The organism is Streptomyces sp. NPDC107765 (assembly GCF_055657085.1).
Genome location: NZ_JBVKBL010000001.1, coordinates 396745 through 422074, shown reverse-complemented (window position 1 = coordinate 422074; position 25330 = coordinate 396745). Strand labels below are relative to the sequence as shown.

Genomic DNA, 25330 nt, shown 5'->3' with positions numbered 1-25330 from the left:
GGAGGTGAGCCGACTGCCGGCGACGCCGAGCCCGCCGGAGCCCTGGGACGCCCGTGGGAACTGCGCCTACTTCCCCTCGTCAGGCTTGGAGGGCGTAGGTATGGGTGGCCACCATCGCCAACGCGATCCACGCGGCGCCCGCTCGGCTGTGCCGGGCTCAGTCGGTCGTGCGCAGCAGCAGCTTGCCCGTGGAGGTGCGCCCGCCCATCAGCCGGTGGGCCTCGGCCGCCTCCGACAGGGGGAACTCCGCGGTGATCGGGAGTGCCACGGTGCCGTCGATGACGGAGCGGAAGGCCCGCTCAGCCAGCGAGCGCAGCGCCTCGGGCGCCGACTGCGCGAGCGCCAGGATGGAGAAGCCCGCGACGGAACGGCCTTGCGCGTAGAGCTCGGGCTGTCCGACCTGCCACGGCTCGGCCCCGCCGGCGTTGCCGAAGGAGACCAGGCGGCCGAAGACGGCCAGTGCGTCGAGCCCGCGGCGGAGGGTATCGCCGCCCACCGGGTCGAGTACCAGGTCGACGCCCCTGCCGTGGGTGACGCGGCGGACGTCGTCGGAGAAGGTGTCGGCGGTGAACACCTCGTCGTAGCCGTGCTTGAGGGCGTGCCCGGCCTTGGCCGTGGAGGAGACCACGCCGTACACAGCAGCCGCGCCGGCCGCCCGGGCCAGTTGTCCGGCCACGGTGCCGATGCCTCCTGCCGCGCCGTGCACCAGCACGCTCTCTCCGGCGCGCAGGCGCCCCACCTCGTGGAGCAGGGCATGCGCTGTCGGCAATACGGTGGGGAGCGCGGCTGCGGTCCGTAGGTCCAGGCCGTCGGGAAGCGGAAAGACAGTGGTGGCTTCGGCGAGCACCACCTCCGCGTAGGCGCCGCTGTTGACAAGCGCGACGACCTCTTGTCCCGGGCGCAGCCCCTCGACGCCGTGGCCGACGGCCCGGATCCGTCCGGAGACCTCCAGGCCGGGCCGGAAGGGCAGCGAGGTCACCCGGTACCCCTCGGCGCGTGCCTTGAGGTCCGCGAAGTTCACGCCGGCATAGGCGGCATCGATGGTGACCTGGCCCGGCCCCGGCGAGGGCGGTTCGGCCTGCACGACCTTGAGTACCTCGGGGCCGCCGTACTGCTGGAACTCGATTGCACGCATGGGTGGGACGCATCCTTCGACAGAGTGTTCAATGGAAAGCGAACACTGGCACTGTACGATGCTCATCGAACACTCGGCAAGCGGCAGCGGCAGCGCGATCGCCTCGGCCGGGCCCCACAGGTGTCCGGCGACGACGCGACGCGCACGGTGAGGAGAGGGATATGGCGAACCAGACGGAGGGCGGCAGTCACCGCGCGGCGCCGGTGCACACCGATCCCGAGGACGTTTCCCTCCTGACCGCGTTGTCCGCGCTCGCCGACGCCGTGCGTCTGACGCTGGTCCGCGAGCTGGCGGGCTCCGCCGACTGGACCCGCAGCTGCGGCAGCTTCGACGTACCGGTCGGCAAAGCCGCACTCAGTCACCACTTCTCGGTCCTGCGCGGCGCCGGACTGGTCGAACAGCGCGACGTGGGCCCCAAGCGGGTCAACCGACTGCGCCGGGAGGAGTTCGACGCGCGCTTCCCCGGGCTGCTCGATCTGATCCTCCGCGCCGACGACACCGACTGAGCAATCGGCGACCGGGTGGGTCGGCGGCAGGCCGCCGACCCACGGGGTCATCGCTCCTGAGAATTCAGCTTCCTGACCCTGAAGCGGGCCACGTTCTCCTCGGTGGTCCAGCGCTGGAAGCCGGCCTTTTCCAGTACGCGGACGGAGGCCGGGTTCGGCAACTCCACGCTGGCGACCACGGTATGGACGCCGGGCGCGGTGAGCGCGAAGGCGGCGAGCGCACGCGTGGCCTCAGGGGCGTAGCCCCGGCCGCGGCGGGAGGCCACGATGCCGTAGCCGATTTCGAGGGCCCCCTCGTTGGGCGGCCAGAACAGGCCGATGGAGCCCACCACCAGGCCGCCGGCACGCTCGATGATCAGGCGGTGGCCGTGTTCGCCGAGCCAGCCGGGGTGCTGGTCGAGGAGGCCCGCGATGACACGGTCGCCTTCGGCGGGGAAGTCGTCGGCCCAATGGGGCGACCTGGTGCCGTCGAGCGCTGCGGTGGCCTCGGCCGCGGTCCAGGGCCGGAGAACGAGACGGTCGGTGGTCAGCTCAGCATGGGCTGAGGCGGTGCAGGAATTCACGTGTCACTCCTGGTTGGGGGGAACGACCCGGACCGCGTTCTGCTCACGCGGCGGGCCGGAGAAGGGCATGCTGAAGAGAGCCGTCGGCGGCCATATTCATCAACCTCCCTTGTCCCGTGATCACGCGCTTCCTGCGCCGCGCGACAGTAACCACGTCACCCAGGCGAGGGCAAGGCTTTTTTGGCGGGGCGACAGACAACAGGGGCCGCGTCAGCGGTGGGTGGCGCGGTCTCGTTCCCCGGGCCCGGGAGGCCCACCGCCTCGTCGCGCTGTTAGCTTTCTGCGACATGAACGACGTGGATTGGGCCGAGCTGACGCACGCGTACGGAACCGCCGAGGACGTCCCCGGCCTTCTGCACGACCTGCGGTCCGACGACGCCGTGACCCGCGAGCGCGCGCTGGACGCGCTGTACGGGGGCGTGCACCACCAGGGGGACGTGTACGACTCGTCGCTCGCGTGCATACCCCACCTCCTGGCCCTCGCCCAGGAGCCGGACGCGCCCGACCGGGGCCCCGTCATCGGCCTGCTGACCAGCATCGGCGCCACCGCGCACGCCGCCGCCGAGGAGGCCGGGGACAGCATGCCCGACCCGGAGGCGGCGCTCGCCGAGGCGGCTGCCGCCGGGTGGGAGCCGGACGAGTGGTGGGAGGAGTACGCGTGCGCCCACGGACTGCTCGCCGGGCGGGCGCTGGCCGCCGCGGTGCCGTCGATGGTGCGGCTGCTCACGGACGCCGACCCGGACGTGCGGGCGGCGGCGGCCACGTTCCTCGTGCGGTGCGCCGACGAGCCCGAGCCGTTGCTGCCCGCGCTGACCGGGTGTCTGCGCGCCGAGCCCGACCCGGCCACCCGGCAGTCGCTCGTCGAGGACGTGGCCGACCTGCTCGGCCGGCTCACCGACCGCGAGGCCGGCCGCGGAGCCGGGTCCGGCGCGCGGACCGGGCACGTCCAGGCGGCGGTCGACCTGCTGCGCCGCCTCGCCACCGGGCCGCAGCCGGACGACACCACGACCGGCCGCCACTCCGGAGCGGCCCGCGCCGGGGAGCCGCCGGCCCTCGCGGAGGCGTCCGACCTCGCGGACGCGTGCGACCTCGCGAAGACATCGGACCGCGCGGAGACATCGGCCCTCAGGGAGGACCCGGCCACCGTCCTCACCGCGCTCACCGCCCTCGCGGCACACGCCCCCGACGCGCTGCCACCGAACGTCGCCGACCGGGCCATCGCGGCCCTCGACCGGGCGAGCGGTCGGCCGGCGCCGGCCCCGGAAAGCGGCCCGGACTCCGGCACGATGCTCTCCTACCTGCGCGACCTGCGGGCGCAGGCCTACCCCGAGGACATCGAGGCGCGGCTGGTGGACGCCCTACACGACCTCCATGGAGCGCTCGGCAGCCGATTGCACGACCGCCACCGGCTGGTGCTGCACGATCTGCGGCGTACCGCGCCCTGCGTGCGCGGGGACGTTTTCGACCGGGTGAGGGAGCTCTACGGCGGCTGGCGCGTGCCCAAGCCGGAAGCGGCGGAGGCGGCGGCACTCCTCGGTGGGGTGCTCGCGGCGTACGCCGAGACCATGGCGGCGCAAACCGAGGAGGGCACGCCCGAGTGCGGCACGTCCGAGGACGCCGGGACCGCAGCCACCTCCGGTTCGGACGCACGCGTCAGCGCCGCCACCGCTGCCGCCGCGGCCGAGGAACTGCGGTGCTGCTGCCTGCCGTTGACCGACGACATCCTGGACGCCGCCCACCGCATCGCCGACGCTTCCGGCTACCGCACCGGACACGGATGGGAGCGGGACGCCGGCGGCGAGTGCCTCCAGCTCCTGGTGGCCGCCGGGGACGAGCGGGGCGCCCGGCTGCTCGGGGAGTTGCTGTACGGCAGGGCGCTCCCTGAGGGGCTGCCCGGCTGGTGCCGGGACCTCGGCACGCACGCAGCCGGGATGCTGCCGGAGTTGGGGGCCCGCCTGCAGCAAATCGCCGAGCGAACGGCGGAGGAACCGGGGGACGACAGCGCTCTGGACGAGGCCGCCCGCCTGCTGTCCGCGCTGCGGTCGACGGGCTTTGCGGAATCCGCCGGCGTGATCGCACCCTTCCTCGACGCACTGGCCGAGCAGGCGGAGGAGCAGGGGACCGGACTGCACCGAGCCGGAATCCTCCTGCTCGCGTCACCGGACGGCCTCGGTCCCGACGCCGCCGACCACACGGCGCTGCTGTGCCGCCTCCTCGCCGACCCCTCCCCGTACGCCCGGGTCGGTGCCGCCCGGGCGCTGTGGCACGCCGGACAGGACGCGACGGAGATACTGCCGGTGCTCACCGCCGTCGTCGAGAACACCGCCGGGAACACCAGGGACTGGCACGCCGGCCACGAGGCGCTGGAGCTGGCTGCGGTGATGGGACTCGCGGCGACCCCACTGGCGCCCGCCGTCCGGGCCTGCCTCGACGCGCCGCATGCCGGCACGCTCACCGCCGCCCGCGCGGCGCTGGCCCTCCGAGCGATCACCGCGGGCACGGGCAACGCGGCGGACCGGACCGCCGCGGACACCGCGCTGCTCACGGCGTGGCAGGCCGATCGCTCGGTCCGCTCCGTCATCGCCGCCGGACTCCATCGCGAGGACCCGGCCGCGCCACTGCCGCCCGGACTGGCCGCCCTCCTACGCGACGAGCTGGCCGACCCACGTCGCCTGGACAACCCGGGCCGGCCCACCCGCACGCGCTTCCGCCACAACACCGCTGAGGACGAAACGCTTTGCGCCCGGGCCACCGCCCTCCTCGCCCGCACATGAGGCTCGCCTCATCGCTCACGGCACGTCTCGGCGGATCACCCGAGGGCGTCCCAGAACGCGCAGTGGTGGTGGCCTGGGGTGTGCTGGTGGGGACGAGCCGCCCGGATCGAACAGGTAGGGCCACACGCTCGTCTGCGGCACCGCCGACCGCCGGACGGGCGGCGGCGCCGGTGCGCGTTCACAGGAGGCGGTGGCCGCCATCGACATGCAGGACCGTCCCGGTGACGAATCCGTTGTGCATCACCGAGACGAATGCCTGGGCGATGTCGTCGGGCGTGCCGATACGCCGGACCGGGAGCCGCCCGGCCAGTTCGGCGAACGCCGCCTGCTTGTCCATGCCGAGTTGGTCCCAGATGGGGGTGTCCACCCAGCCCGGTGAAACGACGTTGACCCGCACCGGGGCCAGTTCGATCGCCAGCCCGTAAGTCAGCGAGGCGAGCGCGCCGTTGGCAGCGGCCACGATGGTGTTGGAACCGTTCGGCCGGTAGGCGTTGATGCCCGAGGTGTACGTGATCGAGCCGGTCACCCGCCCGGCTGCGTGTTTGCCCACGAGCCACGCGCCGAGCAGCTTGGTGTCCACAACGGACCTCGCGGTGGCCGAGGTGACCTCGGCGGTCCGGCCGTATGCCCCGCTCGCGTCCATCGCGGTGACCGCCACATGCTCCACCCGCCCCACTCCGGCGAACAGTTCGGCGACCTCCTCTTCGCGCCCGATGTCCGCCCGTACCGTGCCGACCTTCCCCCGCGCGGTTCGCTCCAGCTCCGCCCGAGCCGCGCCGAGCCGGTCTGCGGACCGGCCGACGATCGTTACGTCCATGCCCTCGGCCAGCAGGGTCCGGGCCAGGGCCAGGCCCATGCCGGAGCTGCCTCCGATGATGAGTGCGTCAGTCATGAGCCGAGGTTCCGCCGTCCGCTGCCGGGCCGGGAAGGCCGTGCGGTTCCTGGGTGCGATACGGCCACCCAGGAACGGACCACCCGATGGCACACTCGACGGCGTGAACGCGATGGCTGAGTTCCTTCGGATCCGGCGCGGGCGGATCGGCCCGGCCGACGTCGGTCTGCCTACCGGGCCGGGCATCCGTCGGGCCCCCGGCCTCCGCCGCGAGGAGCTGGCCGCGCTCGCCGGGGTCAGCATGGACTACTACACCCGCATCGAACAGGGCAGGGAGACCGCGCCCAGCGACGCGGTGCTCAACGCACTGGCCCGCGCCCTGCGGCTCACCGACGACGAGCACGCTCACCTGCTCGCCCTGGCCGACCGCGCCGCCGGGCGCACGCCGCGGCGCCGGCCGGTCGACCCGCAGCCCGTACGCCCCGGTCTGAGACTGCTGCTGGAATCGCTCCGGCCCGGCCCGGCGTACGTACTCAGCGACGTCAACGACGTGTTGGCCGCCAACCCGGAGGGCCTGGCCCTGATGCCGGGACTCGACGACTGGCCTCCCGCCCAGCGCAACACGATCCGGTACACCTTCCTGCACCCTGCCGCGCGGACGGTCTTCGCCGACTGGGACCGAGTGGCCGGCAACTGCGTGGCGCACCTTCACACCGCCGAGGTGACCGCACCCGAGCGCACTGCCGCCCTGATCACCGAAATGTGCGCGGCCAGCAGCGAGTTCGCCGCGCTGTGGCGCCGGCACGACGTCCGGGTCAAGCGCGGCGGCCGGACCGCGTTCCAGCATCCGGTCATCGGCCCGCTCACCCTGGCCAACGAGATACTCGGCGTCGCCGGCGACGGCCAACGCATGCTCGTCTACCAGGCCGCGCCCGGCACCGCCGAACACGACGCGCTGCTCCTGCTGGCCATGACCAGCGAGCAGGTGGGAGCGCGTGACCAGCGGGGCTGAGTCAAGGCGTGAGCGTTCCCGCCATGGGCCAAGTCAGGCGCCATCCGTCCCCGCCGCTCCGCGCTAGCCCATGCTCTTGGCGCCATCCATGGACTCGCGGATGATGTCGGCGTGGCCGGCGTGCTGAGCGGTCTCGGCGATGATGTGCATCAGTACCCGGCGGGCCGACCACTGGGCGCCGGACTCGAACCACGGGGCCTTCGGCAGCGGCCAGGCGGCCCCCAGGTCGGGCAGAGTGGCTACCACGTCATCGGTCCGGCGGGCCACTTCCGCGTAGTCGTCCAGCACACCGGCCAGCGTCTCACCGGGCAGCAGCCGGAAGGTGTCTGCATGACTGGCCCAGTCGGCCTCAGTCATCGCCGTGAAGTCCGGCATCGCGGAGGGACCGTTCAGGATGAAGGCGACCCAGTTCTTCTCGACCGCGGTGACGTGTTTGACCAGACCGCCCAGGCACAGTTCGCTGGCGGTGGTCCGCAGCCCGGCCTGCTCGTCGGTCAGGTCACGGGTGGTGAAGCGGAGGAAGCCCCGGTGCTTGGCCAGTGCCTCAAGCCATTCGGCGCGCTCGCCGCTGACGGCCGGACGCTCTGCCTGGTCACGGATGGCCGGTTCGTTGCCGCTCATGGTCTCTGCCTTTCGGGCGTTTCTGTTCCGTCGGTCAGGACCACGCTAAAGCTCATATAGGTCAGTCTCTGTCCTCGATCGCTCATCGCTCATGGGACAACCGATCGCGCGTGGCAATGCGTGCCGCAGCACCCGGGGACAGCCCCAACTACGCGGCAGCGAACCGTAGGTGGAAATCGATGGACGTCGAGGAGCGACCTCGCCTAGGCTGAGCGCACGCCCATGATCACAAGGAAGGAGGCGAGAGCGATGCTGATCGCGACAACCGTGCGCTCCCGCCCCGTCCACCGGGCGTTGCTGGTCTGATTCGGGAGCGCGTCACTCTCCCGAAGGACTCTTTCTTCCATGACTGAACTGGTCATTCGTCCGCTCACCGCGGGCGAGACACCCCTGTTCGCCTCGCTGCCCGACCCGGGCCTGGTCGGCCGCGCCGTCCTCGGCGACGCCTACCGCATGATCGCCGACGGCGGCCAGTACCGGCCCGAATGGACCTGGGTCGCCCTGCGCGACGGCGTCGTGGTCGCCCGCGCAGCCTGGTGGGGCAAGCCGGAGGACGAAAAGCCCCTCGCCCTCGATTGGTTCGACTTCACGGATACCGAGGCCGCTGTCCAACTGCTGCGCACCGCACCGCTTCACGCCGAGTACAGCCTGCTGCTGCCGCCGGACTGGCGTGAGAGGCCGGACGTGCGGGCGGCAGCGGAGGCCCGAACGGCCGCAGCGGAGGCGGCCGGCCTGCGGAAGCTGGTCGAGCGCTACCGCTACAGCTGGACCTCTGACCGTGCGCTGCCCGAGCGCACCGGGCGCCTGGTGTACCGGCCGGAGCCGGACGACGACGTCCTGCGGGGCGTGGTGCGCCGGATCCAGGAGGGTTCGTTGGACGCCCATGACGTGAACGACATCGCCACGTACGGCAGGGACGGCGCCGTCGAGGAGCTTTTGAGGATCCTCAGCTGGATGCCCTCCCCGCGCGACTGGTGGCGCTTGGCCTACACCCCGGCCGGCGAACTGGCGGGGCTCCATGTCCCCGCCCACAACCCCTCGGGCCCCTGTATCGGCTTCATCGGGGTCGTGCCTGAGCAGCGTGGCAACGGCTATGCGCACGACCTCCTGATCGAGTGCACACACGACCTGGTGGCGCGGGGCGCGACGCGCATCGCGGCCGCCACCGACCGGTCGAACCTTCCGATGGCGGCCCATTTCGCGAGGGTCGGCTACCCGATCAGCGAGGAACGCATCGACTTCGTCTGACCGCACTGGGCCGGGCCGGACCGGACGAAGCAGGCGATCGCGTACCACGGGGGCCTCGACGAGCGTGAACTCCTAAGTGCGGACCAGGAGTTGTGGCCGTTGTTGTCGGCGATCTACACCTGACGCCCCGATCGCCGCTGCGACCATGTGTTCCGGGCCGTTCCTCCGCGGAGCGGCCCGGAAATCCAGCCGAAAGAGGACCGGCTGATCATCCTCGTTCCGGAAGGCAAGGCATGAGCACGGTAAGAGACATCGATGCCCGCGGTGGGCAGCACTGTGAGACCACAGCTCTGGGAGTACTGCTACGGCACCAAGGACTCGATCTGTCCGAGCCCATGCTCTTCGGCCTCGGCTCCGGCCTGTCCTTCATCTACTGGGACAGCAAGAACATGGGCTTCCCCTTCCTCGGGGGACGGGTCAAGCCCTTCGACCTCACCAGAACCCTGGCCGCCGGACTCGGGCTGCACCTCCTGGTCCAGGAGACCACCTCGCCGCGCAGGGCTTGGGAGAACGTGGCGGTCCCCATCGACGCCGGCCACCCCGTCGGGCTCCAGCTCGACTGCTTCCACCTGGACTACTTCGCCTCGAAGGTGCACTTCGGCGGCCATGTCGTCGCCATGTACGGCTACGACGACCACGCCGCCTACCTGGTGGACACCGACCAGCAAGGCGGAGCGGTGTCCACCAGCCTGACCAGCCTCGCCCAGGCGAGGGCCGCGCGGGGCCCGATGACCGCCAGGCACCGCTCCTTCACCCTCACCGCTCCGAGGGACCTGCCCTCCCCACAGGGCCGGATCATTCCCGCCATCACCACCTGCGCCGACGCCTTCCTCAACCCGCCCATCGCCAACCTCGGCCACCGGGGCATCGAGAAGGCCGGCAAGCTGGTACGCACATGGCTCCGGCGGACCGACGACCCGCAGCGGGATCTCCCGCAGGCCGCGCTTTTGATGGAGAAGGCCGGCACCGGCGGCGCCCTGTTCCGTAACCTCTACCGCGACTTCCTCGCCGAGTGCACCGAACTGCTCGACAGCAGCCATCTGCGCACCGGCCTGGGGCTGTACACCGAGGCGGCCACCCTGTGGACGGAGGTGGCAGCCCTGATCAGCAGGGCTGGTGCATCGGGTGAGACAGCATTCCTCCTGCAAGCCGGCACGATCCTTGGCGATCTGTCGCGCATGGAACGCGAGGCCATGCAAGCGCTGAGCCGCCTGGAGGCGTGAGGCATCGAGCGCACCTACCGGGCCCGCGGTCCGCACCGCCTTCGCCATCCCTGGCACCGCCTCGTTGTGCGACGACCACGTCCGACTACTCCAGTCAGGGCATGACTGCATCCCATTGGCGGCGTTTCGACCGCCGGAGACGGCTGTCCGGCTCCTGCCGCGGCCAGGATGGCGACTGACTGGCGAGCCAACCGCGAGCATCGGGAGAGAGACCCACCAGTGAGCATCCGCAATGAACCCCACGGTGCCGCGGCAGCCGAGGACTCGTACGAGAACGAAATTCCGGTCAAGGGCAAGGAGCCGGGCAACGTCGTGGTCAGGTGGCTGACGACCACCGACCACAAGACCATCGGCACCCTGTACCTGGCGACGTCCTTTGCGTTTTTCCTCATCGGCGGGCTGATGGCGCTGGTGATGCGCGCCGAGCTGGCCCGGCCGGGCCTGCAGATCGTGTCGAACGAGCAGTTCAACCAGGCGTTCACGATGCACGGCACGGTGATGCTGCTGATGTTCGCGACGCCGCTGTTCGCCGGCTTCACCAACTGGATCATGCCGCTGCAGATCGGCGCGCCCGACGTGGCGTTCCCACGGCTGAACATGTTCGCCTACTGGCTCTACCTGTTCGGCTCAACGATCGCGGTCGGCAGCTTCCTCACCCCCCAGGGCGCGGCCGACTTCGGCTGGTTCGCCTACACACCGTTGTCCGACGCGACCCACACCCCGGGTGTCGGCGCCGACATGTGGATCATGGGTCTGGCCTTCTCCGGCTTCGGCACCATCCTCGGTGCGGTCAACTTCATCACCACGATCATCTGCATGCGGGCCCCGGGCCTGACCATGTTCCGGATGCCGATCTTCACCTGGAACGTGCTGCTGACCGGTGTGCTGGTCCTGCTGGCCTTCCCGGTCCTGGCGGCCGCGCTGCTGGCACTGGAGGCGGACCGCAAATTCGGCGCCCACGTCTACGACCCGGCCAACGGCGGCCCGTTGCTGTGGCAGCACCTCTTCTGGTTCTTCGGACACCCGGAGGTGTACATCATCGCCCTGCCGTTCTTCGGCATCGTCACCGAGGTCATCCCGGTGTTCGCCCGCAAGCCGATCTTCGGCTACATCGGGCTGGTCGCCGCGACCATCTCGATCGCCGGCCTGTCGGCCACGGTGTGGGCGCACCACATGTACGTCACCGGTGGCGTGCTGCTGCCGTTCTTCTCCTTCATGACGTTCCTGATCGCCGTTCCGACCGGCGTGAAGTTCTTCAACTGGATCGGCACGATGTGGAAGGGCTCACTGTCCTTCGAGACACCGATGCTCTGGGCGGTCGGCTTTCTCGTCACCTTTCTCTTCGGTGGTCTGACCGGCGTCATCCTGGCCTCCCCGCCGATGGACTTCCATGTGTCCGACTCGTACTTCGTGGTGGCCCACTTCCACTACGTGGTCTTCGGGACGGTGGTGTTCGCGATGTTCTCCGGCTTCCATTTCTGGTGGCCGAAGTTCACCGGCAAGATGCTCGACGAGCGGCTGGGAAAGATCACGTTCTGGACGCTGTTCGTGGGCTTCCACGGCACCTTCCTCGTCCAGCACTGGCTCGGTGCCGAGGGCATGCCGCGTCGTTACGCCGACTACCTGGCGGCGGACGGCTTCACCGGCCTGAACACGGTCTCGACGATCAGCTCGTTCCTGCTGGGCCTGTCGATGCTGCCGTTCCTCTACAACGTCTGGAAGACCGCGAAGTACGGCGTGCCGGTGGGCGTCGACGACCCGTGGGGCTACGGCCGTTCGCTGGAATGGGCGACCTCCTGCCCGCCGCCGCGGCACAACTTCCTCACCCTGCCGCGGATCCGCAGCGAATCCCCGGCGTTCGACCTGCACCACCCCGAGATCGCCGAACAGGACCACGCGGCGTACCTCGGCAAACGTGACGCAGTGGAAGCGCCCGGGCATGAAGGCGACCGGCCGTGACCTCCCCGAGTCGTTCAGGGGCACCGTCGGACCGGCAGAGCGCCGCACTCGCCAGCGAGGTCGAGGGCTATCTCCTTGCGCAAGCGGAGCGCGAGCAGGCACGGCGCGAGGCCGCAGCCCTCTGCGCGCGCCTGACCTGGCTCACGGCGGGTCAGGCCGAAGATCTCGCCCGCCATTACACCGAGCAGCGCCTCGGTCTGACACGCCAGGCGCTCCAGGTCACCGCCGACCGGGCCAAGCGCCTGCGCGGCGAATACGAGGCCCGCTACGCCGCATTGCGCCGCGCCTTGCTCAGGCGGCATGCCGCCTGTGCCTGCCTGTTGTTCCTCTGTTCCACGGCGGCCGGTGCGGCGGCTCGCCTGCTGGACACCTGACCGGACCTGACCTGACCTGACCGGACCTTGCCTGGATGGGACCAGTACCAGGCACCGACTGTGGCGGAGTCAGCCCAGCACGCCGGTCAGGGCGCGGACGACGACGACGTCGAACCGGTCGTGGGGGTTGTCGTCGGCCGTAGAAGCGGCGAGCAAGTCGGTGATGCGGGGGTGGCTTCCCGCGGCGGCAACGTGGTGCAGGTAGGCGGACCGGCGCGTGGCGCTGCTGTCCGTGGCCGCCCTTTCGTTCTGGACGAAGAGCGCGGTCAAGCCGCTGATGAGGGCGAATGCCTCAAGTTTGCGGGTGGGGTCGGCCGGGTGGTCGGCGAGCACGTCGAGCACGTGCTCCAGTAGGTCGATCCCGTGGGGGCCGAGGGTGGGACGGCCCATCACCATGGCGGGTAGCCACGGGTGGCGGCGCATGATCTGCCGGGCCTGACGGGCGAGGGTGAGCAGGTCGGCCTGCCAGTCGCCGCTGGGAGCGGGAAGGTGGTATTCGCTTGCGGTGCTGTCGGTCATCAGGTCGAGCAGCTCGTCGCGGGTGGCCACGTAGCGGTAGAGCGAGGCAGCGCCGGTCCCCAGGATCGATGCGACGCGGCGCATGGAGACGGCCTCCAGGCCCTCCCGGTCGGCCAGTTCCACCGCGGCGGCGGTGATTTCGGCACGGCTGCGCTCGGCCCGGCGTCCGACCGGCGCTTGCTCCGGCCGCATCCAGATCACCGGCTCCTGCTGTTCTGCCACTGCCACCTCCCGCGTTGCCATCAGCCTACCTATCGCATACGTTGTTCGCATACGGCGTTCGCGAACAACGTATGCGAATGGCGAAACGGTATGGGTAAGGGGAGGGACGCGATGCCGCGCTTCGCGCACAACGACGAGATACGGATCGCCTTCGAGGACCTGGGTGGTGCGGGTGGTGATCCGCTGCTGCTGGTCATGGGACTGGGAGCCTCACGGTTCTGGTGGCCGGACGGCTTGGTGGCCGAACTGGTCGGCCGCGGTTTCCATGTCGTGGCCTACGACCAGCGCGACGCCGGCGAATCCAGTCACCTGCCCAACCGGCGCGTCGGCCCGCCGGTCAAGGCCCTGCTGCAGCGCAAGGTTCCGGCCTACAGCGCCGAGGACCTCACGGACGACGCGGTCGCCGTGCTCGACGCCCTCGGCTGGGAAGGCGCCCACCTCTTCGGCCACTCGATGGGCGGGCTCGTCGCACAGCGCACCGCGATCCGCCACCCGAAGCGCGTACTCAGCCTGGCCACCTCCTCGGCGGTCCCCAGCGACACAAAGGGCCTGGGCGTCCTGCGTTACCTGCGCCTGGCATGCCTGCCCCGCTTCGCCCGGCTCCACCACCCCCAGACCCCTCAGGGCAACCTGGACCTGGCCGTGGCCATCGCCCGCCTCCTGGCCGCGCCCGGCCAGCACATCGACGAGCGGGATGTGCGCGAGTTCGTGGACAAGGAGGCGGCGCACCAGGTCGCCAGCTTCCACGACCAGGTGGCGCAGAGCCGCCAGATCGGCGCGAAGTGGCAGGGCGGCCGGCTCGCCCGTATCGCCGCGCCGACCCTCGTACTGCACGGTGAGGGTGACCCGCTCCTGCGCGTGGCGGCCGCGCGCGACATCGCCGCCGCCATCCCCGGAGCCCAACTGCGCACCCTGCCTGGGGTCGGCCACTTCCTCGCCCGCGACGTCTGGGCCACCTACGCCGACGCACTGCGCGCGCTCGCCGACCGCGCCGCCGATAGGTAACCGCAGATCAATGGGGGTGCAGGCAGGTAGTCGACGGCAGAGCTTTTGCGCACGACAATCATTTTCATATAGCTTCGGTGCTCCACCTCGTCTCCCGAAAGGTCTCCACCGTGGCCGTACCCAAGCGCAAGATGTCCCGCAGCAACACCCGCCACCGCCGCGCGCAGTGGAAGGCGAGCACTCCGGAGCTCGCCCCGATCCACGTCGACGGCGTCGCGTACCAGGTGCCCCGACGCCTCGTCCGCGCCTACGAACGTGGGCTGTTGCCGCTGCCTGAGAAGAACTGACGGAGCGGGGTCTCGACCAGTACGAGGACGACGAGCGCACGGTCAGCGATCTGCTGAGGGGCCAGGTCGAGTTCGCCGACGTCATCGTTCTCAACAAGCTCGACCTGATGACTGACAGGGAAGTCGACCGGCTGCGAGCCACGCTGTCCCGGCTGGGCCCCACCACCGAGATCGTGCCTGCCAGCCACGCGGGCGGATCGAACGACCAGCGTTCTCGGGACCGGACGCTTCGACGTGGAGAAGGCTCAGCAGGCCCCGGGCTGGGTCGTCGAACGGGCAGGGACGCCCGGGGCGGTGCCCGGACGGTGTAGGGGCGCGCATATCCGTATCCGTGGACGGTGCGCTGGGCGGGCGGTAATCGTCCGTCCAGCGCACCGTTTCGCGCGCCACGACGAGGCAGGTATCGATGGCCTCGTCGGTGCGGCCGAGGAGCCCCGGCCGGGCTCCGGTCCCGGGTGGTGTCCGCTTCAGGAAGGGAAGACCGTCGACTCACTGTGGTGATTCTTTCGACGCTCGCCCCTGCACCATCCGGGCCGGAGCTTCACACGGCCCGGCCGTGGGCCGTCGGGCAGGACTTAGCGGCCGCGGCCTCTTCCCCGGCCGCCGCCCAGGTCATTGATCAGGTCGCCGTCGACGGTGCTGCTGTTCAGGCGCTGGTCGAAGCGAGCGTAGTGCTTGTGGGCGTCGGTGAACCTGTACCTTGCGTTGTCGATGAAAAGGAACGTGCGGCAGTCATTGCGGCTCGGGAAGAGCAGACTGAACGACGGGGCGCCGCACTGGCGATGAGCCAGCCCGAACGGGTCGTACCCTGACCGCCCGCCTTCAGCACTCGCCGCGCCGACTGCCGACAACACCAGCGCGCCCGCGCCAAGAGCCACCGAAACGATCCGACCGATTTTTCTCACGGTGCTGTTTCCTCCTGATGCTCGTCCCGATCTTGTGCCGGGTTCGTCGCGGTAACGACCACGTCTCCTGAAGATCACGCGGGGATACTCCATCCAGCCCGCGGCTGAGCGGGCGAGATCGCGACCGGGGCCGGACGGACCCCTCGCTCGCGGGGCACTCCGTGGCATGCCCGGATGGGCGCTGACCTGCGCGGATCATGACTCGCTGTGGGCCGGCGGGGTGTATCCCGGTCCGCCACCCGAGGTCAGGAGGTCCGGGTGTGATGGTCCAGCAGGCGGGTGAGCAGCTGCACGAACTGGTCGCGTTCGGCCGGAGACAGCGGCGCGAGCAGTTCGTCGTGGAGGTCGTCCAGGACCTTGTCGAGGCGGCGTAGGTGACGGCGGCCTCGGGGGGAGATCGTGATGATGTTGCGGCGCTGGTCGTCGGGATCCGCCGCCCGCTCGACGAGATGACGTTCGGCCAGTTCGTTGAGCACGCTGACCATGTCGCTGCGGTAGATGCCGCTGCGCCGGCTCAGCGTCGCCTGGCTTCCGGGTCCGTACTCCTGCAGTGAGGCGAGCACGGCGTAGTGCCACTTGCGGGCGTCGGCCTGGGCCAGCCCTTCGTTGATCAGCCGGTCCGACCGAGTGGTCAGCTGCGACAACAGTCGGCTCGCCCGTCGACGCAGTCTGTCGGGCGTCGTGGGCGCGCCGTCGTCGGGCCGGTCTTCGGCTCTGCTCATGGCCCCATTTTAGCCATTGTGTTAGTGCCACTAACGATGTACGTTCCACTCGTACCAGCATCGTTAGTGGCACTAACGTTTGTTGGCGATTTCCAGGAAGGAAGATCCGCCATTCCCACCAAGACAGTGCAGATTCCCACCCCTGACGGTCAGGCCGACGCTTTCGCCGCCTTCCCTGACGGTGATGAGCGGCACCCCGGGGTGCTGATGTACGCGGACGGCTTCGGCATCCGGCCCGTGCTGCGGGAGATGGCCCGCGAACTGGCCGGGCACGGCTACTACGTGCTCGTCCCCAACTTCTTCTACCGGCACGGCCCGGCGCCGGTGGTCGAGCTTCCCGCGTACATCGGAGAAGAGGTCCGGCCCGCGCTCGTCGCCCAGCTGATGCCCTTGCTCGAGGCGCACACCACCGAACGCACCCTGAGCGACGCCGACGCCTACCTCAGGTTCCTCACCGCCCAGCCCGAGGTCGGCGCCGGACCGGTCGCGGTGACCGGCTACTGCATAGGCGCCCTGTTGGCGATGCGCACCGCGGCGGCCCACCCCGGCCAGGTGGCCGCCGTTGCCGGATTCCACGGCCCCGTGGGCGCCGATGGGCCCGACAGCTTCTCCACACTCACCGCCCAGGTCCACTTCGGCCACGCCGAGACCGACCTGACGCCCGAGGACCTCGGCGAGCTCAACCAGGCCCTGGATGCCGCGGGTGTCGACCACACCTCCGAGATCTACCCCGGCACCGTCCACGGCTTCACCATGTCCGACACCGACGCGTTCAGCGCCTCCGGGCTGCGGCGCCACTGGGACTGCCTGCTTCCCCTCCTGGACCGCACCCTGGCCAACGGCTGAGGTTCCGGCCCGGAAACCCCACCTGGTCATGCGCCGCACGCGCGGGTACCTGGTGACTGTCTCCTCAACGTCGAGCCGGCGTACGGCGGTTCGCTGCCGTTCCGCCCTACGGTTCGTCGTTCGTGTCCTGCCCCCGGACTGGGCCATTCGGGGGTGCTGACGCGCGCCCGCTGCCGAATCGTAGTGTCGTGGACACGGGCGTGTGTCGAGATTCGGGGCCCGGTGGTCTCGGGCGCTCCGCCACGGAGAAGGACGGACGGAGATGGCCATGCCCCTCATATCCCGGTTCGCAGCGCGCCGCCGACGTGGTGCCGCTGCCCTGGCCGCGTTGGTGACCTGCTCGAACGTACTGATCGGGCAGGACCTCGCCGCGGCCGACGGAATACCCACACCTTCGGTGCCCGCCCCGCAGTTGGACTGGCGTCCCTGCGTGCGCGGCAGCGAGTTCGACTGTGCGACCGCGACGGTACCCCTGGACTACGGCCACCCGGATGGCCGAGCCATCGAGCTGGCGGTCATCAAACGGAAGGCAACCGGTCCCGGACGGCGCATCGGCACCCTGTTCTTCAACCCCGGCGGCCCCGGCGGGCCCGGAACGGTGCAGATGCCACAGAGCTACCGGGCCTTCCCGCGCGAGGTGCGGGAGCGGTTCGACATCGTCAGCTGGGATCCCCGCGGCGTCGGCAACAGCACCGCCGTGAACTGCTTCGCCAGTCCCCGGGAAGCCGCCGACTGGAGGGCGAGCAAAGCCGCGGGCTTCCCGGTGGGCGCGAAGGAGCGGACGGCCTTCATCGCCGCGTACGAGGATCTGGCCCGGCGCTGTCAGCGGCGTGACCCCGAGCTCCTGCGCCATGTGTCGACCGCCGACACCGCTCGCGACCTCGACCGGCTCCGCCGAGCCGTGGGGGAGGCACAACTCACCTACCAGGGGATCTCCTACGGCACGATCCTGGGCGCCACCTACGCCAACCTCTTCCCCGGCAAGGTCCGCGCCATGGTCCTCGACAGCAACATCGATCCACATGCCTGGACCCATGACGCCTCCGACCAGGCACCCCGGCTCACCACCTTCCTGCGCATGGGCACGGACCGCAGCGCGGCGGCGACCCTGGACCAGTTCCTCACCCTGTGCGGATCCGCCACCACCACGCGCTGCCCCTTCTCCGCCGGCGGCGCGCAGCCGACCCGGGACAAGTTCGACCAGCTGATGCGGCGGCTGCGGAAGCATCCCGTGGGCACGTGGACCTACGCGGGCACGGTCGGCGACGTGGTCAGCAGCCTCTACGTCGTTCATCCCGGATGGACGGAGCTCGCCCGGATACTGCAGGACCTGTGGCAGGGCCGCGTCCCAGGACGGTCCCCCCTCCCACCCGCACCACCGGTCCCGCATCCGCATCCGTACCTGGGCGAGGAACAGGCCACTGCGGTGGTGTGCGCCGAGAGCCCCAACCCGCGCGACCCCGACGCCTATCGCGCCCTGGAGGAGGCAAGCGCCGCGCGTGCCGGCGACGCCGGACGCTTCTGGACGTGGGCCACCGCGGGGTGCGCCCCCTGGCCCGCCGTTGCGGCGAACCCCTATCGCGGCCCGTGGAACAAGCCGACGGCACACCCGGTCCTGGTGGTCGGCACCACCTACGACCCCTCCACCCCGTACAAGGACGCACAGGCCATGGCCAGGGAACTGGCCAACGCCCGCCTGCTCACCCACAACGGGTACGGGCACACCGCGCTGATCAACCCCAGCAGCTGCGTCAAGACCCATGAGAGCCGCTACTTGATCGACGGTCTCCTCCCACCGGCCGGAACGACCTGCCGACCGGACACGCCGCCCTTCTCCCGCTCCGCGCCCAAGCCGATCGGCGGCGTCGCCACCGGCGGCGGCGGAATGCTGCGCTTGCGTGCCGTCGAGCGGCTTTCAGCCACGCCCCAGCTGGCTTTCCGTCAAACCGTCGGTGTGCTGCCCGGGAGACACCGTGGGAAGCGGTCCACCGGCGCGCGCTGACGCGCAGCAGGCAGTGCCGGTTCGTGCACGTCCTTCCTCCGCGACCGCCTTCGGGAGCTCGGCGCCCCCTGCGGAGGGCACCTTCGGTACGTGTCACCCTGTAGCGCAGGTGTTGTCGGAGGGGGATGAGGGTTGGATCACCAAGAGTTCGCCAATTCAGCAGAGGCGTCGGCCGGTCTTGACGAGACCATGCAGGCCACGAAGACCGCCATTGCCCGAAGGCTGCGGTACATCCGCCAGCAGCATCCTGAGGGTCCCTTCACCATGGCCGGGTTGGCGGAACGTGCCGGGATCTCCAAGCGGACGCTGGCGTCGGCCGAGTCCGTGGACGGGACGAATCTGACCGTCGAGACCCTCGTCAAAGTGGCGTACAGTCTCGGGATCTCCCGCGTGGGCTATTTCCTGGACGACCAGGTCTTCGACCAGGTCAACTCGGAACTGGAGTGGCTGAAGAAGATGCGCAGCCAACGGGTGGAGAGCGTCGCCCTGCGGCAGTCGGCGCCCGTGGGACCGCCGGCCGCTTCCTCCCTCAACGAGCTGAGCCACCTCATCACGCATCTGGTCAGCACTGCCGAGGCGGCCCGCGCGACCCTTGAGGACTTGCCCAGGCAGGACCTCCCTGACGACACCCAGTCGTGATAGTGGTGCGCTGGCGACGCAAAGGCGGCGACCTGCAGGCGATATGGCTGCGTGAGCAGTGCGAACGACGGGTCGACGCGCTGGGGCTGCCCACCCGCAAGAAGCTGTCGGTCGATGCGTTGTGCGAGCACCTCAGCCAGCTCTCCGGGCGTCCCATCCAGCTCATGCCCTTCCCGCTGCCGCTGGGAAGCCCGGACGGCCTGTGGGTCTCCGCGGCAGGGGCGGAGTACGTCATCTACGAGCAGCGGCTCGCACCGATCCACCAGCAGCAGGTCGTCCTCCACGAACTGGGGCACCTCATCTGCGACCACGAAGCCGCCCCCGTGCTCACCCCCGAGGCATCCCGGCTCCTCCTTCCCTCGCTCGATCCTGACCTGATCCGGCGGACGCTCGGACGGGAGCACTCGCAGTCATCGGCCGAAGTGGAGGCCGAGTACATCGGCACGCTGATCGGCCGCCGCATCGGCACCTGGACGACGGAGCACGTCCGGCCGGTCCCCCCTGAGATGCAAGAACTCGCAGCCCGGCTCAGCGCGCTGGACAACCCCGCCTTCCGAGGGAGCAATGAATAGCGTTCTCTATCCCCTGTGCGCCGCAATAGCCTTCCTGGCACTCCTCTACAAGCTTCGAGTGCTGCGCACCGACCGTTCTGTCACCCAGGTCGCCCTCGTCGGCAACTTCTTCTTCCTGTTCGTCACGTACACCGTCTCCACACCCGTCGTATGGGTGGCGACGAGCGAGGCCGTGGGCGTCGTCAACTTCTCCGGCCTGCTGACGCAGAGCTGCGTCATTCTGCTGACTGCCTGTCAGCAGGTCGTCCTGCTGCACCTGAGTCATGAAGCCCCCACCGCCTGGCGCAAGGCGAGGCCGCGCCTGATCGCGCTCGCACTGGTCCTGGCCGGCATGGTGGGCCTGTTCGTCGCGGCCACCAGCCGAGGCGAGAAGCCCGACGACTTCGCCCTCGACAGTGCCCAGTACTACCCCGCCTACCTCACCATCTACCTGCTGGCGTACGCGGCGAACCAAGTGGACGTCGGCCTGCTGGGCTGGCGCTACGCGAAGATCGCCCCGCATCCCTGGATGCGCCGCGGACTGTATCTCATCGCGGCGACCCTGCCCTTCGCGCTCACCTATACCGGCTGCCGTGCGGCGGACGTCGTCGCCGCACAGTTCGACGTGAGCGGACAGGCATGGGAACCGCTCGCCCAGGTCGCCGTCACGATCGCCACCCTCACCAAGACACTGGGCTGGGTGCTCCCGGACTGGGGCCGCAGCCTCAGCGACCTCTGGCAGCGGATCGACGACCGCCGGGCCTACCGTGACCTGGCACCCCTGCACCGGGAGGTCACCGGACACGTGCCGGAGCCCGTTCTGCACCTGGAGCCCGACACGGATCTGCGCACCCGTCTCTACCGTCGCCTCGTCGAGATCCGCGACGCCCAGTGGGCCCTTCGCACCTGGACTCCCGCAGCCGTCGCCGAAGCCGCGGAGCAACGCGGCCGATCAGCCGGACTGGCCGACACCGACCTGGCGGCCACGATCGAGGCCGCACAGCTCAAGGCCGCCCTGCGGGCCCGGGCCGCCCAACGGCAGCCGGTGCCACACACCCTCTCGCCGCGGGTGGCCGAACCGGAAGACCTGGCCGCGGAACTGGCCTTCCAACGCAAGATGGCCCAGGCGTTCGCGACCTCCCCCGTCGTCGCCGCCGTGGCCGCAGACTTCGTGCCCAGCCCGTCCGTCCAGGAGACGTCATGACCCGGCAGATGCCGTCGCCGGCCCTCAGCCAGCCGTTCGACCAGGCTTTCTTCAACGATCCGTATCCCGTCTACGCACGGCTGCGGGCGGAGGGTCCGGTGCACCAAGTCACGCTTCCCGACGGCTCCTCCGCCTGGCTGGTCACCCGCGAACGCGACGTGCGGGCGGCTCTGACCGATCTGCGGCTGTCGGTGAACAAGGCCCACTCCACCACCGGTTACCAGGGCTTCTCGCTGCCGGCCGCCCTGGACCGCAATCTCCTCAACATCGACCCGGACGACCATCTGCGCCTGCGCCGCCTGGTCTCCAAGGGCTTCACCCCACGTCATGTCGAACGGCTGCGGGAGCGGGTCGCCGCCGCCGCGGAAGACCTCGCCGACCACCTCGCCGCGTTGGGACAGGGGGATCTGGTCAGCGAGTTCGCCAACCCGCTTCCTCTCGTCGTCATCGGCGACCTGCTGGACGTGCCCCCTGCCGACCGCCGCCCGTTCTCCGCCTGGGTCAGCGCGATGTTCGCCCCCCAGCACCCCGGCCACACCGCCGAAGCCATCGACCGTATCCACCACTTCCTGCTCGACCTCATCGCCACCCGACGCGCGCATCCGGGCGACGATCTGCTCTCCGCGCTGATCGACGCCCGTGACGACGGCGACCGGCTCAGCGAGGACGAACTGGTGTCGCTGGCCTTCCTCATCCTCATGGCCGGCAGCGAGAACGCCCAACACCTCATCAGCAGCGGCCTGTTGGCACTGCTGCGTCACCCCGAACAGCTGGCGCTGCTGCGCTCCCGGCCGGACCTGATGCCCGGGGCGGTCGAGGAGATCCTCCGCTTCGCCCACCCCAACCAGATGGCCATCCGCCGTTTTCCCACCGAGCCGATCGAGATCGGCGGCGTGCCCATCCCCTGCGGCGAGACGGTGCTGCTCTGCCTCGCCTCCGCCAACCGCGACCCGGACCGCTATGGAGAGCCGGACCGATTCGACATCCGCCGGGCGGACGTGGCGCACCTCGCCCTCGGTCACGGACTCCACTACTGCCTGGGAGCCGCCCTGGCCAGGCTGGAGATCGGCACCGCCCTGGCCACCCTGCTCCGGCGGTTCCCGAACGTGCAACTCGCCGTGCCCGCCGAGTCGTTGCAGTGGCGGGCCTCGTTCCGGTCGCATGCGCTCAGGGAACTGCCCGTACGCATCGGATGAAGCGGTAGCCGCCCTCCCCAGCCGTCGCGGATCGTCTCGTCAGTAGCCCGGCGTCTCGTCGTACGCGGAGCGGAACCCGGCGCAAGCCACCACGGTCGAGGACAGGCCGAGGCTCTCGTACGACAGGTACTGCATGGAGCGACGAATGATCCGTTCGGCTTCCTTGCGGGCAGGCCCGAGTCTGCTGCGCCAGACCAACTCCTCGGCGATCCCGTACGCCCAGGCGCCGAACCATGCGGCCTGCTGCGCGCACTGCAGCACCAGCGCACTGCTGTAGGTGTCGTACGCCCGCAGGAGCTGGGAGGAGAGGGCGGCGTCCGGGTGCTGGGCGTGCGGGCGCTCGTGTAACGGCGGGACATGCTGTCCGTCGAGGAAGCGGGCGACACGGGAGTACAGCAACTCGACTCCCTCCGCGACGTGTTGGACGCTTCCCCCGCTCGGAGCCGACTCCTCCCAGAGCTCTTCGAGCGGATCCCGAGCCCCGAGCGAAGGCTGCAGGACGGAAGGGCTGTCCGCACAGCTGTCGGCCGGCGAGAAGCCGAGCTGCCCCTCCGCCAGGTACTCGCAGGTCTCCGCCTCATCGCTCGCGAGCTCTTCCCTTGCCGCGGCATCGTGGACGACGTGCTCGTGGCGCAGCTGGGACCAGGTGGCGCGCGGGGCGCTCGGCCCGGTGAGTTGGCGCCAGACGGGGTTGATGTCCCAGGAGTAGCCGGTCACCCGCTCCACGTGCCCTGAGGCGCGGGTGGCGAACACGGAGAAGCGGCCGGTGAAGTCGTCCTGCACCTGGGTGTAGAGGCTCTCTCCGACCTGCCAGGCCCCTCCCAGGCGGAACGGAACGGGCTGTGCGCCGGCTGCCGTTCTCCCGGCGGCGGGGGGAAGGAGGACGTGGAGCGTGTTGCTGACCGGCTGGTGTGCCGGGGTCACGAGGAAAGGGAGCCGCTGGCGTGAGCTCCTGGAGAGAGAACTGTTCCGATCAGTGCCCATGCCGGCTCCTTGGCGCGGGACGGCACGGTGTCTCACCGATGGACGGAGTAGCGGCACGAGCGATGACGAACAATGGTCAACCCCCTCTGGCCCACTTACAGGGCCTCTGCGGCGAGACGATAGGCACACACGCACCGCGGTGCAACTTGCTGCCGACTAGGTGCAATGAAATGCAACACCGTGATGTGTCTCCGCGGCGCGGGAGTTGAGCCCCGCGGCTCGCGCAGCCGGCCGAACGGCAGGGGAAAGGGCCGGACGGCCCCTGTCCGAACAGAGCCGTGCTTTGAAGGCTGGAGGTGTCATGGCGGTCGTGGGCCGTCGGTCCGGTTACCGAGGAGGCACCATGCTGAACGCTCCGCACATCGTCAGTGACGTGATGACCGAGACCGTGGCCGCGGTCGACCGCCGGGCGCGGTTCAAGGAGATCGTGGAGACCATGGAACGGTGGAAGGTCAGCGCCCTTCCCGTCCTCGCGGGGGAGGGGCGGGTGGTCGGGGTGGTCTCCGAGGCCGATCTGCTGCCGAAGGAGGAGTTCCGTGAGTCGGACCCGGAGCGGCTGGAGCAGTTGCGGCGGGTCGACGACGTCCGGCGGGCGGAAGCGGTGACGGCGGGGGAGCTGATGAGCACCCCCGCGCTGACCGTGTCGGCCAACGCCACGTTGTCCCAGGCCGCGCGGATCATGGCGCGCGAGTCCGTCAAACGGCTGCCGGTGGTGGACGGGCACGGCGTGCTGCGCGGCATCGTCAGCCGCGCCGACCTGCTGAAGGTCTTTCTGCGTTCGGACGAGGAACTGGCGGAGGAGGTCCGCCGGAACGTCCTGAGCGAGCTGTTCGCGCCCCCGGCCCAAGGTCTGCAGGTCGAGGTCGCCGACGGCGTGGTCACCCTCAGTGGGCGAGTCCGGGACACCTCTCTCATTCCGGTGATCGCACGCCTGGTGCGGTCCGTCGAAGGGGTGGTGGACGTGGCGTTCGACGTCACCGGGCCGGCGTCCGTGCGGCCCGATGCGCGGGCCGGGGAACGACGGGTCTGACCGCGCAGGGCAGCGGACGGCGGATCGGCAGGAAGGGCAGCCGAGCCGTCACTCCAGCCCGGCCGCATGATCGGGGACGTAGTGCTGGAGGTCGCGGGGCGGGCGTTGGTAGCCGGTGTTCGGTGGCCGGGGCGGAAGGTCGAGCTCCGGCGGGGAGACGTGGTGGTAGGGCACCGTGGACAGCAGGTGGGCGATCATGTTCAGCCGGGCGCGGTGCTTGTCGTCGCTCTCGACGACGTACCACGGCGCCTCGGCGATGTCCGTGTGCACGAACATCTCGTCCTTGGCCCGTGAGTACTCCTCCCAGCGGGTCAGCGACTCCAGATCCATGGCGGACAGCTTCCAGCGCCGGGTGGGGTCCTTCAGCCGCCGCCGGAACCGTTGCTCCTGGACCTCGTCGCTGACCGAGAACCAGTACTTCCGCAGCAGGATCCCGTCCTCCACCAGCATGCGCTCGAAGACCGGGCACTGCCGAAGGAAGCGCTGGTGCTCGGCGGGCGTGCAGAACCCCATGACCCGCTCGACGCCGGCGCGGTTGTACCAACTGCGGTCGAAGAGCACGATCTCACCGGCTGCCGGCAGGTGCTCCGTATAGCGCTGGAAGTACCACTGGGTGCGTTCGCGTTCGGTGGGCCTGGGCAGTGCCACGATCCGCGCGACCCGCGGGTTGAGGTACTGGGTGACCCGCTTGATGGCGCTTCCCTTGCCGGCCGCATCGCGTCCCTCGAAGACCACGACGAGGCGCGCACCCTCGTGACGCACCCACTCCTGCAGCGCCACCAGCTCGGTCTGCAGGCGGTACAGCTCCTGCTCGTAGACCGACCGGGACAGCTTGGCGCGGTCCTTGTCACCTCGCTCCTTCGCCATGGGACGACGGTACGAGGAAACGCCGGTGCCCGGCTCGGGCAGATGGACTGAACGGAGGCGGGGCATCCGGCTCGGGGCGCGGCACGGGGGCGTAGCGCATCCGG

General features: G+C 70.1%; 26 protein-coding genes. 17 read left to right on the top strand and 9 right to left on the bottom strand.

Features of this window, described 5'->3' with window-relative positions:
- Positions 1–157 precede the first annotated feature (157 nt).
- On the bottom strand, positions 158–1135 hold the full coding sequence (locus ACZ7MX_RS02055; protein WP_472128408.1) for a quinone oxidoreductase family protein: 978 nt from the start codon (positions 1133–1135) through the stop codon (positions 158–160).
- A gap of 161 nt (positions 1136–1296) precedes the next feature.
- Between ACZ7MX_RS02055 and ACZ7MX_RS02050 the strand changes: the two genes are divergently transcribed.
- Positions 1297–1641 (top strand): ArsR/SmtB family transcription factor, encoded by a 345-nt coding sequence (locus tag ACZ7MX_RS02050; RefSeq protein ID WP_472128406.1) that lies wholly within the window; start codon positions 1297–1299, stop codon positions 1639–1641.
- Between the two features lie 47 nt (positions 1642–1688).
- Here ACZ7MX_RS02050 and ACZ7MX_RS02045 read toward each other — a convergent pair whose 3' ends face one another.
- On the bottom strand, positions 1689–2204 hold the full coding sequence (locus ACZ7MX_RS02045; RefSeq protein WP_472128404.1) for a GNAT family N-acetyltransferase: 516 nt from the start codon (positions 2202–2204) through the stop codon (positions 1689–1691).
- 287 nt (positions 2205–2491) lie between these two features.
- On the opposite strand from ACZ7MX_RS02045, the gene ACZ7MX_RS02040 reads away from it, so the two are divergent.
- On the top strand, positions 2492–4978 hold the full coding sequence (locus ACZ7MX_RS02040; protein ID WP_472128402.1) for a HEAT repeat domain-containing protein: 2487 nt from the start codon (positions 2492–2494) through the stop codon (positions 4976–4978).
- Positions 4979–5156: 178 nt separating this feature from the next.
- Here ACZ7MX_RS02040 and ACZ7MX_RS02035 read toward each other — a convergent pair whose 3' ends face one another.
- Positions 5157–5870, bottom strand: coding sequence for an SDR family oxidoreductase (locus ACZ7MX_RS02035; RefSeq protein ID WP_472128400.1), 714 nt, complete (start codon positions 5868–5870; stop codon positions 5157–5159).
- A 112-nt stretch (positions 5871–5982) separates the two neighbouring features.
- On the opposite strand from ACZ7MX_RS02035, the gene ACZ7MX_RS02030 reads away from it, so the two are divergent.
- A complete protein-coding gene (locus ACZ7MX_RS02030) occupies positions 5983–6822 on the top strand; it encodes a helix-turn-helix domain-containing protein (protein WP_472129258.1) in 840 nt (279 codons plus the stop codon).
- Between the two features lie 63 nt (positions 6823–6885).
- Here the strand turns inward: ACZ7MX_RS02030 and ACZ7MX_RS02025 are convergent, their stop codons facing one another.
- Positions 6886–7443 (bottom strand): DinB family protein, encoded by a 558-nt coding sequence (locus ACZ7MX_RS02025; RefSeq protein ID WP_472128398.1) that lies wholly within the window; start codon positions 7441–7443, stop codon positions 6886–6888.
- A gap of 345 nt (positions 7444–7788) precedes the next feature.
- Here ACZ7MX_RS02025 and ACZ7MX_RS02020 point away from each other — a divergent pair, with 345 nt between their 5' ends.
- From ACZ7MX_RS02020 to ACZ7MX_RS02005, 4 genes are all read left to right on the top strand, one after another.
- A complete protein-coding gene (locus ACZ7MX_RS02020; RefSeq protein ID WP_472128397.1) occupies positions 7789–8691 on the top strand; it encodes a GNAT family N-acetyltransferase in 903 nt (300 codons plus the stop codon).
- A 233-nt stretch (positions 8692–8924) separates the two neighbouring features.
- Positions 8925–9914, top strand: coding sequence for a BtrH N-terminal domain-containing protein (locus tag ACZ7MX_RS02015; RefSeq protein ID WP_472128395.1), 990 nt, complete (start codon positions 8925–8927; stop codon positions 9912–9914).
- 219 nt (positions 9915–10133) lie between these two features.
- The gene (gene ctaD / locus ACZ7MX_RS02010; RefSeq protein WP_472128394.1) at positions 10134–11873 is read left to right on the top strand and encodes an aa3-type cytochrome oxidase subunit I; all 1740 of its coding nucleotides are present in this window, start codon (positions 10134–10136) and stop codon (positions 11871–11873) included.
- Positions 11870–12247, top strand: coding sequence for a hypothetical protein (locus ACZ7MX_RS02005; RefSeq protein ID WP_472128392.1), 378 nt, complete (start codon positions 11870–11872; stop codon positions 12245–12247). Before ctaD ends, ACZ7MX_RS02005 begins: the two co-directional genes overlap by 4 nt.
- A 69-nt stretch (positions 12248–12316) precedes the next feature.
- On the opposite strand, the gene ACZ7MX_RS02000 is transcribed toward ACZ7MX_RS02005, so the two are convergent.
- Positions 12317–12988: a TetR/AcrR family transcriptional regulator gene (locus ACZ7MX_RS02000; protein ID WP_472128390.1), complete on the bottom strand. Its 672-nt coding sequence runs from the start codon at positions 12986–12988 to the stop codon at positions 12317–12319.
- 111 nt (positions 12989–13099) lie between these two features.
- Between ACZ7MX_RS02000 and ACZ7MX_RS01995 the strand changes: the two genes are divergently transcribed.
- From ACZ7MX_RS01995 to ACZ7MX_RS01985, 3 genes are all read left to right on the top strand, one after another.
- Positions 13100–13993, top strand: a complete 894-nt coding sequence (locus ACZ7MX_RS01995; protein ID WP_472128388.1) for an alpha/beta fold hydrolase — start codon at positions 13100–13102, stop codon at positions 13991–13993.
- A 110-nt stretch (positions 13994–14103) separates the two neighbouring features.
- On the top strand, positions 14104–14280 hold the full coding sequence (gene rpmF / locus ACZ7MX_RS01990; RefSeq protein WP_472128386.1) for a 50S ribosomal protein L32: 177 nt from the start codon (positions 14104–14106) through the stop codon (positions 14278–14280).
- Positions 14277–14591: a GTP-binding protein gene (locus ACZ7MX_RS01985; RefSeq protein ID WP_472129256.1), complete on the top strand. Its 315-nt coding sequence runs from the start codon at positions 14277–14279 to the stop codon at positions 14589–14591. Before rpmF ends, ACZ7MX_RS01985 begins: the two co-directional genes overlap by 4 nt.
- A gap of 264 nt (positions 14592–14855) precedes the next feature.
- Here the strand turns inward: ACZ7MX_RS01985 and ACZ7MX_RS01980 are convergent, their stop codons facing one another.
- The gene (locus ACZ7MX_RS01980) at positions 14856–15185 is read right to left on the bottom strand and encodes a hypothetical protein (RefSeq protein ID WP_472128385.1); all 330 of its coding nucleotides are present in this window, start codon (positions 15183–15185) and stop codon (positions 14856–14858) included.
- Between the two features lie 245 nt (positions 15186–15430).
- Positions 15431–15907, bottom strand: coding sequence for a MarR family winged helix-turn-helix transcriptional regulator (locus ACZ7MX_RS01975; RefSeq protein ID WP_472128383.1), 477 nt, complete (start codon positions 15905–15907; stop codon positions 15431–15433).
- A gap of 111 nt (positions 15908–16018) precedes the next feature.
- Here ACZ7MX_RS01975 and ACZ7MX_RS01970 point away from each other — a divergent pair, with 111 nt between their 5' ends.
- From ACZ7MX_RS01970 to ACZ7MX_RS01945, 6 genes are all read left to right on the top strand, one after another.
- A complete protein-coding gene (locus ACZ7MX_RS01970) occupies positions 16019–16753 on the top strand; it encodes a dienelactone hydrolase family protein (RefSeq protein WP_472129255.1) in 735 nt (244 codons plus the stop codon).
- Between the two features lie 268 nt (positions 16754–17021).
- Positions 17022–18755: an alpha/beta hydrolase gene (locus tag ACZ7MX_RS01965; protein WP_472128381.1), complete on the top strand. Its 1734-nt coding sequence runs from the start codon at positions 17022–17024 to the stop codon at positions 18753–18755.
- Positions 18756–18887: 132 nt separating this feature from the next.
- Entirely contained in the window at positions 18888–19394 is a 507-nt protein-coding gene (locus ACZ7MX_RS01960) for a helix-turn-helix domain-containing protein (protein WP_472128379.1), read from the top strand.
- Positions 19395–19396: 2 nt separating this feature from the next.
- Positions 19397–19966 (top strand): toxin, encoded by a 570-nt coding sequence (locus ACZ7MX_RS01955; protein ID WP_472128377.1) that lies wholly within the window; start codon positions 19397–19399, stop codon positions 19964–19966.
- Positions 19959–21149, top strand: a complete 1191-nt coding sequence (locus tag ACZ7MX_RS01950; protein WP_472128375.1) for an MAB_1171c family putative transporter — start codon at positions 19959–19961, stop codon at positions 21147–21149. Before ACZ7MX_RS01955 ends, ACZ7MX_RS01950 begins: the two co-directional genes overlap by 8 nt.
- Complete coding sequence (locus ACZ7MX_RS01945) at positions 21146–22345, top strand: cytochrome P450 family protein (protein WP_472128373.1); 1200 nt, start codon at positions 21146–21148, stop codon at positions 22343–22345. Before ACZ7MX_RS01950 ends, ACZ7MX_RS01945 begins: the two co-directional genes overlap by 4 nt.
- A gap of 39 nt (positions 22346–22384) precedes the next feature.
- Here ACZ7MX_RS01945 and ACZ7MX_RS01940 read toward each other — a convergent pair whose 3' ends face one another.
- Positions 22385–23269, bottom strand: coding sequence for a hypothetical protein (locus ACZ7MX_RS01940; protein WP_472128371.1), 885 nt, complete (start codon positions 23267–23269; stop codon positions 22385–22387).
- Positions 23270–23672: 403 nt separating this feature from the next.
- Here ACZ7MX_RS01940 and ACZ7MX_RS01935 point away from each other — a divergent pair, with 403 nt between their 5' ends.
- Entirely contained in the window at positions 23673–24359 is a 687-nt protein-coding gene (locus tag ACZ7MX_RS01935) for a CBS domain-containing protein (RefSeq protein WP_472128369.1), read from the top strand.
- 48 nt (positions 24360–24407) lie between these two features.
- Here the strand turns inward: ACZ7MX_RS01935 and ppk2 are convergent, their stop codons facing one another.
- A complete protein-coding gene (gene ppk2 / locus ACZ7MX_RS01930) occupies positions 24408–25226 on the bottom strand; it encodes a polyphosphate kinase 2 (protein WP_472128367.1) in 819 nt (272 codons plus the stop codon).
- Between the last annotated feature and the right edge of the window lie 104 nt (positions 25227–25330).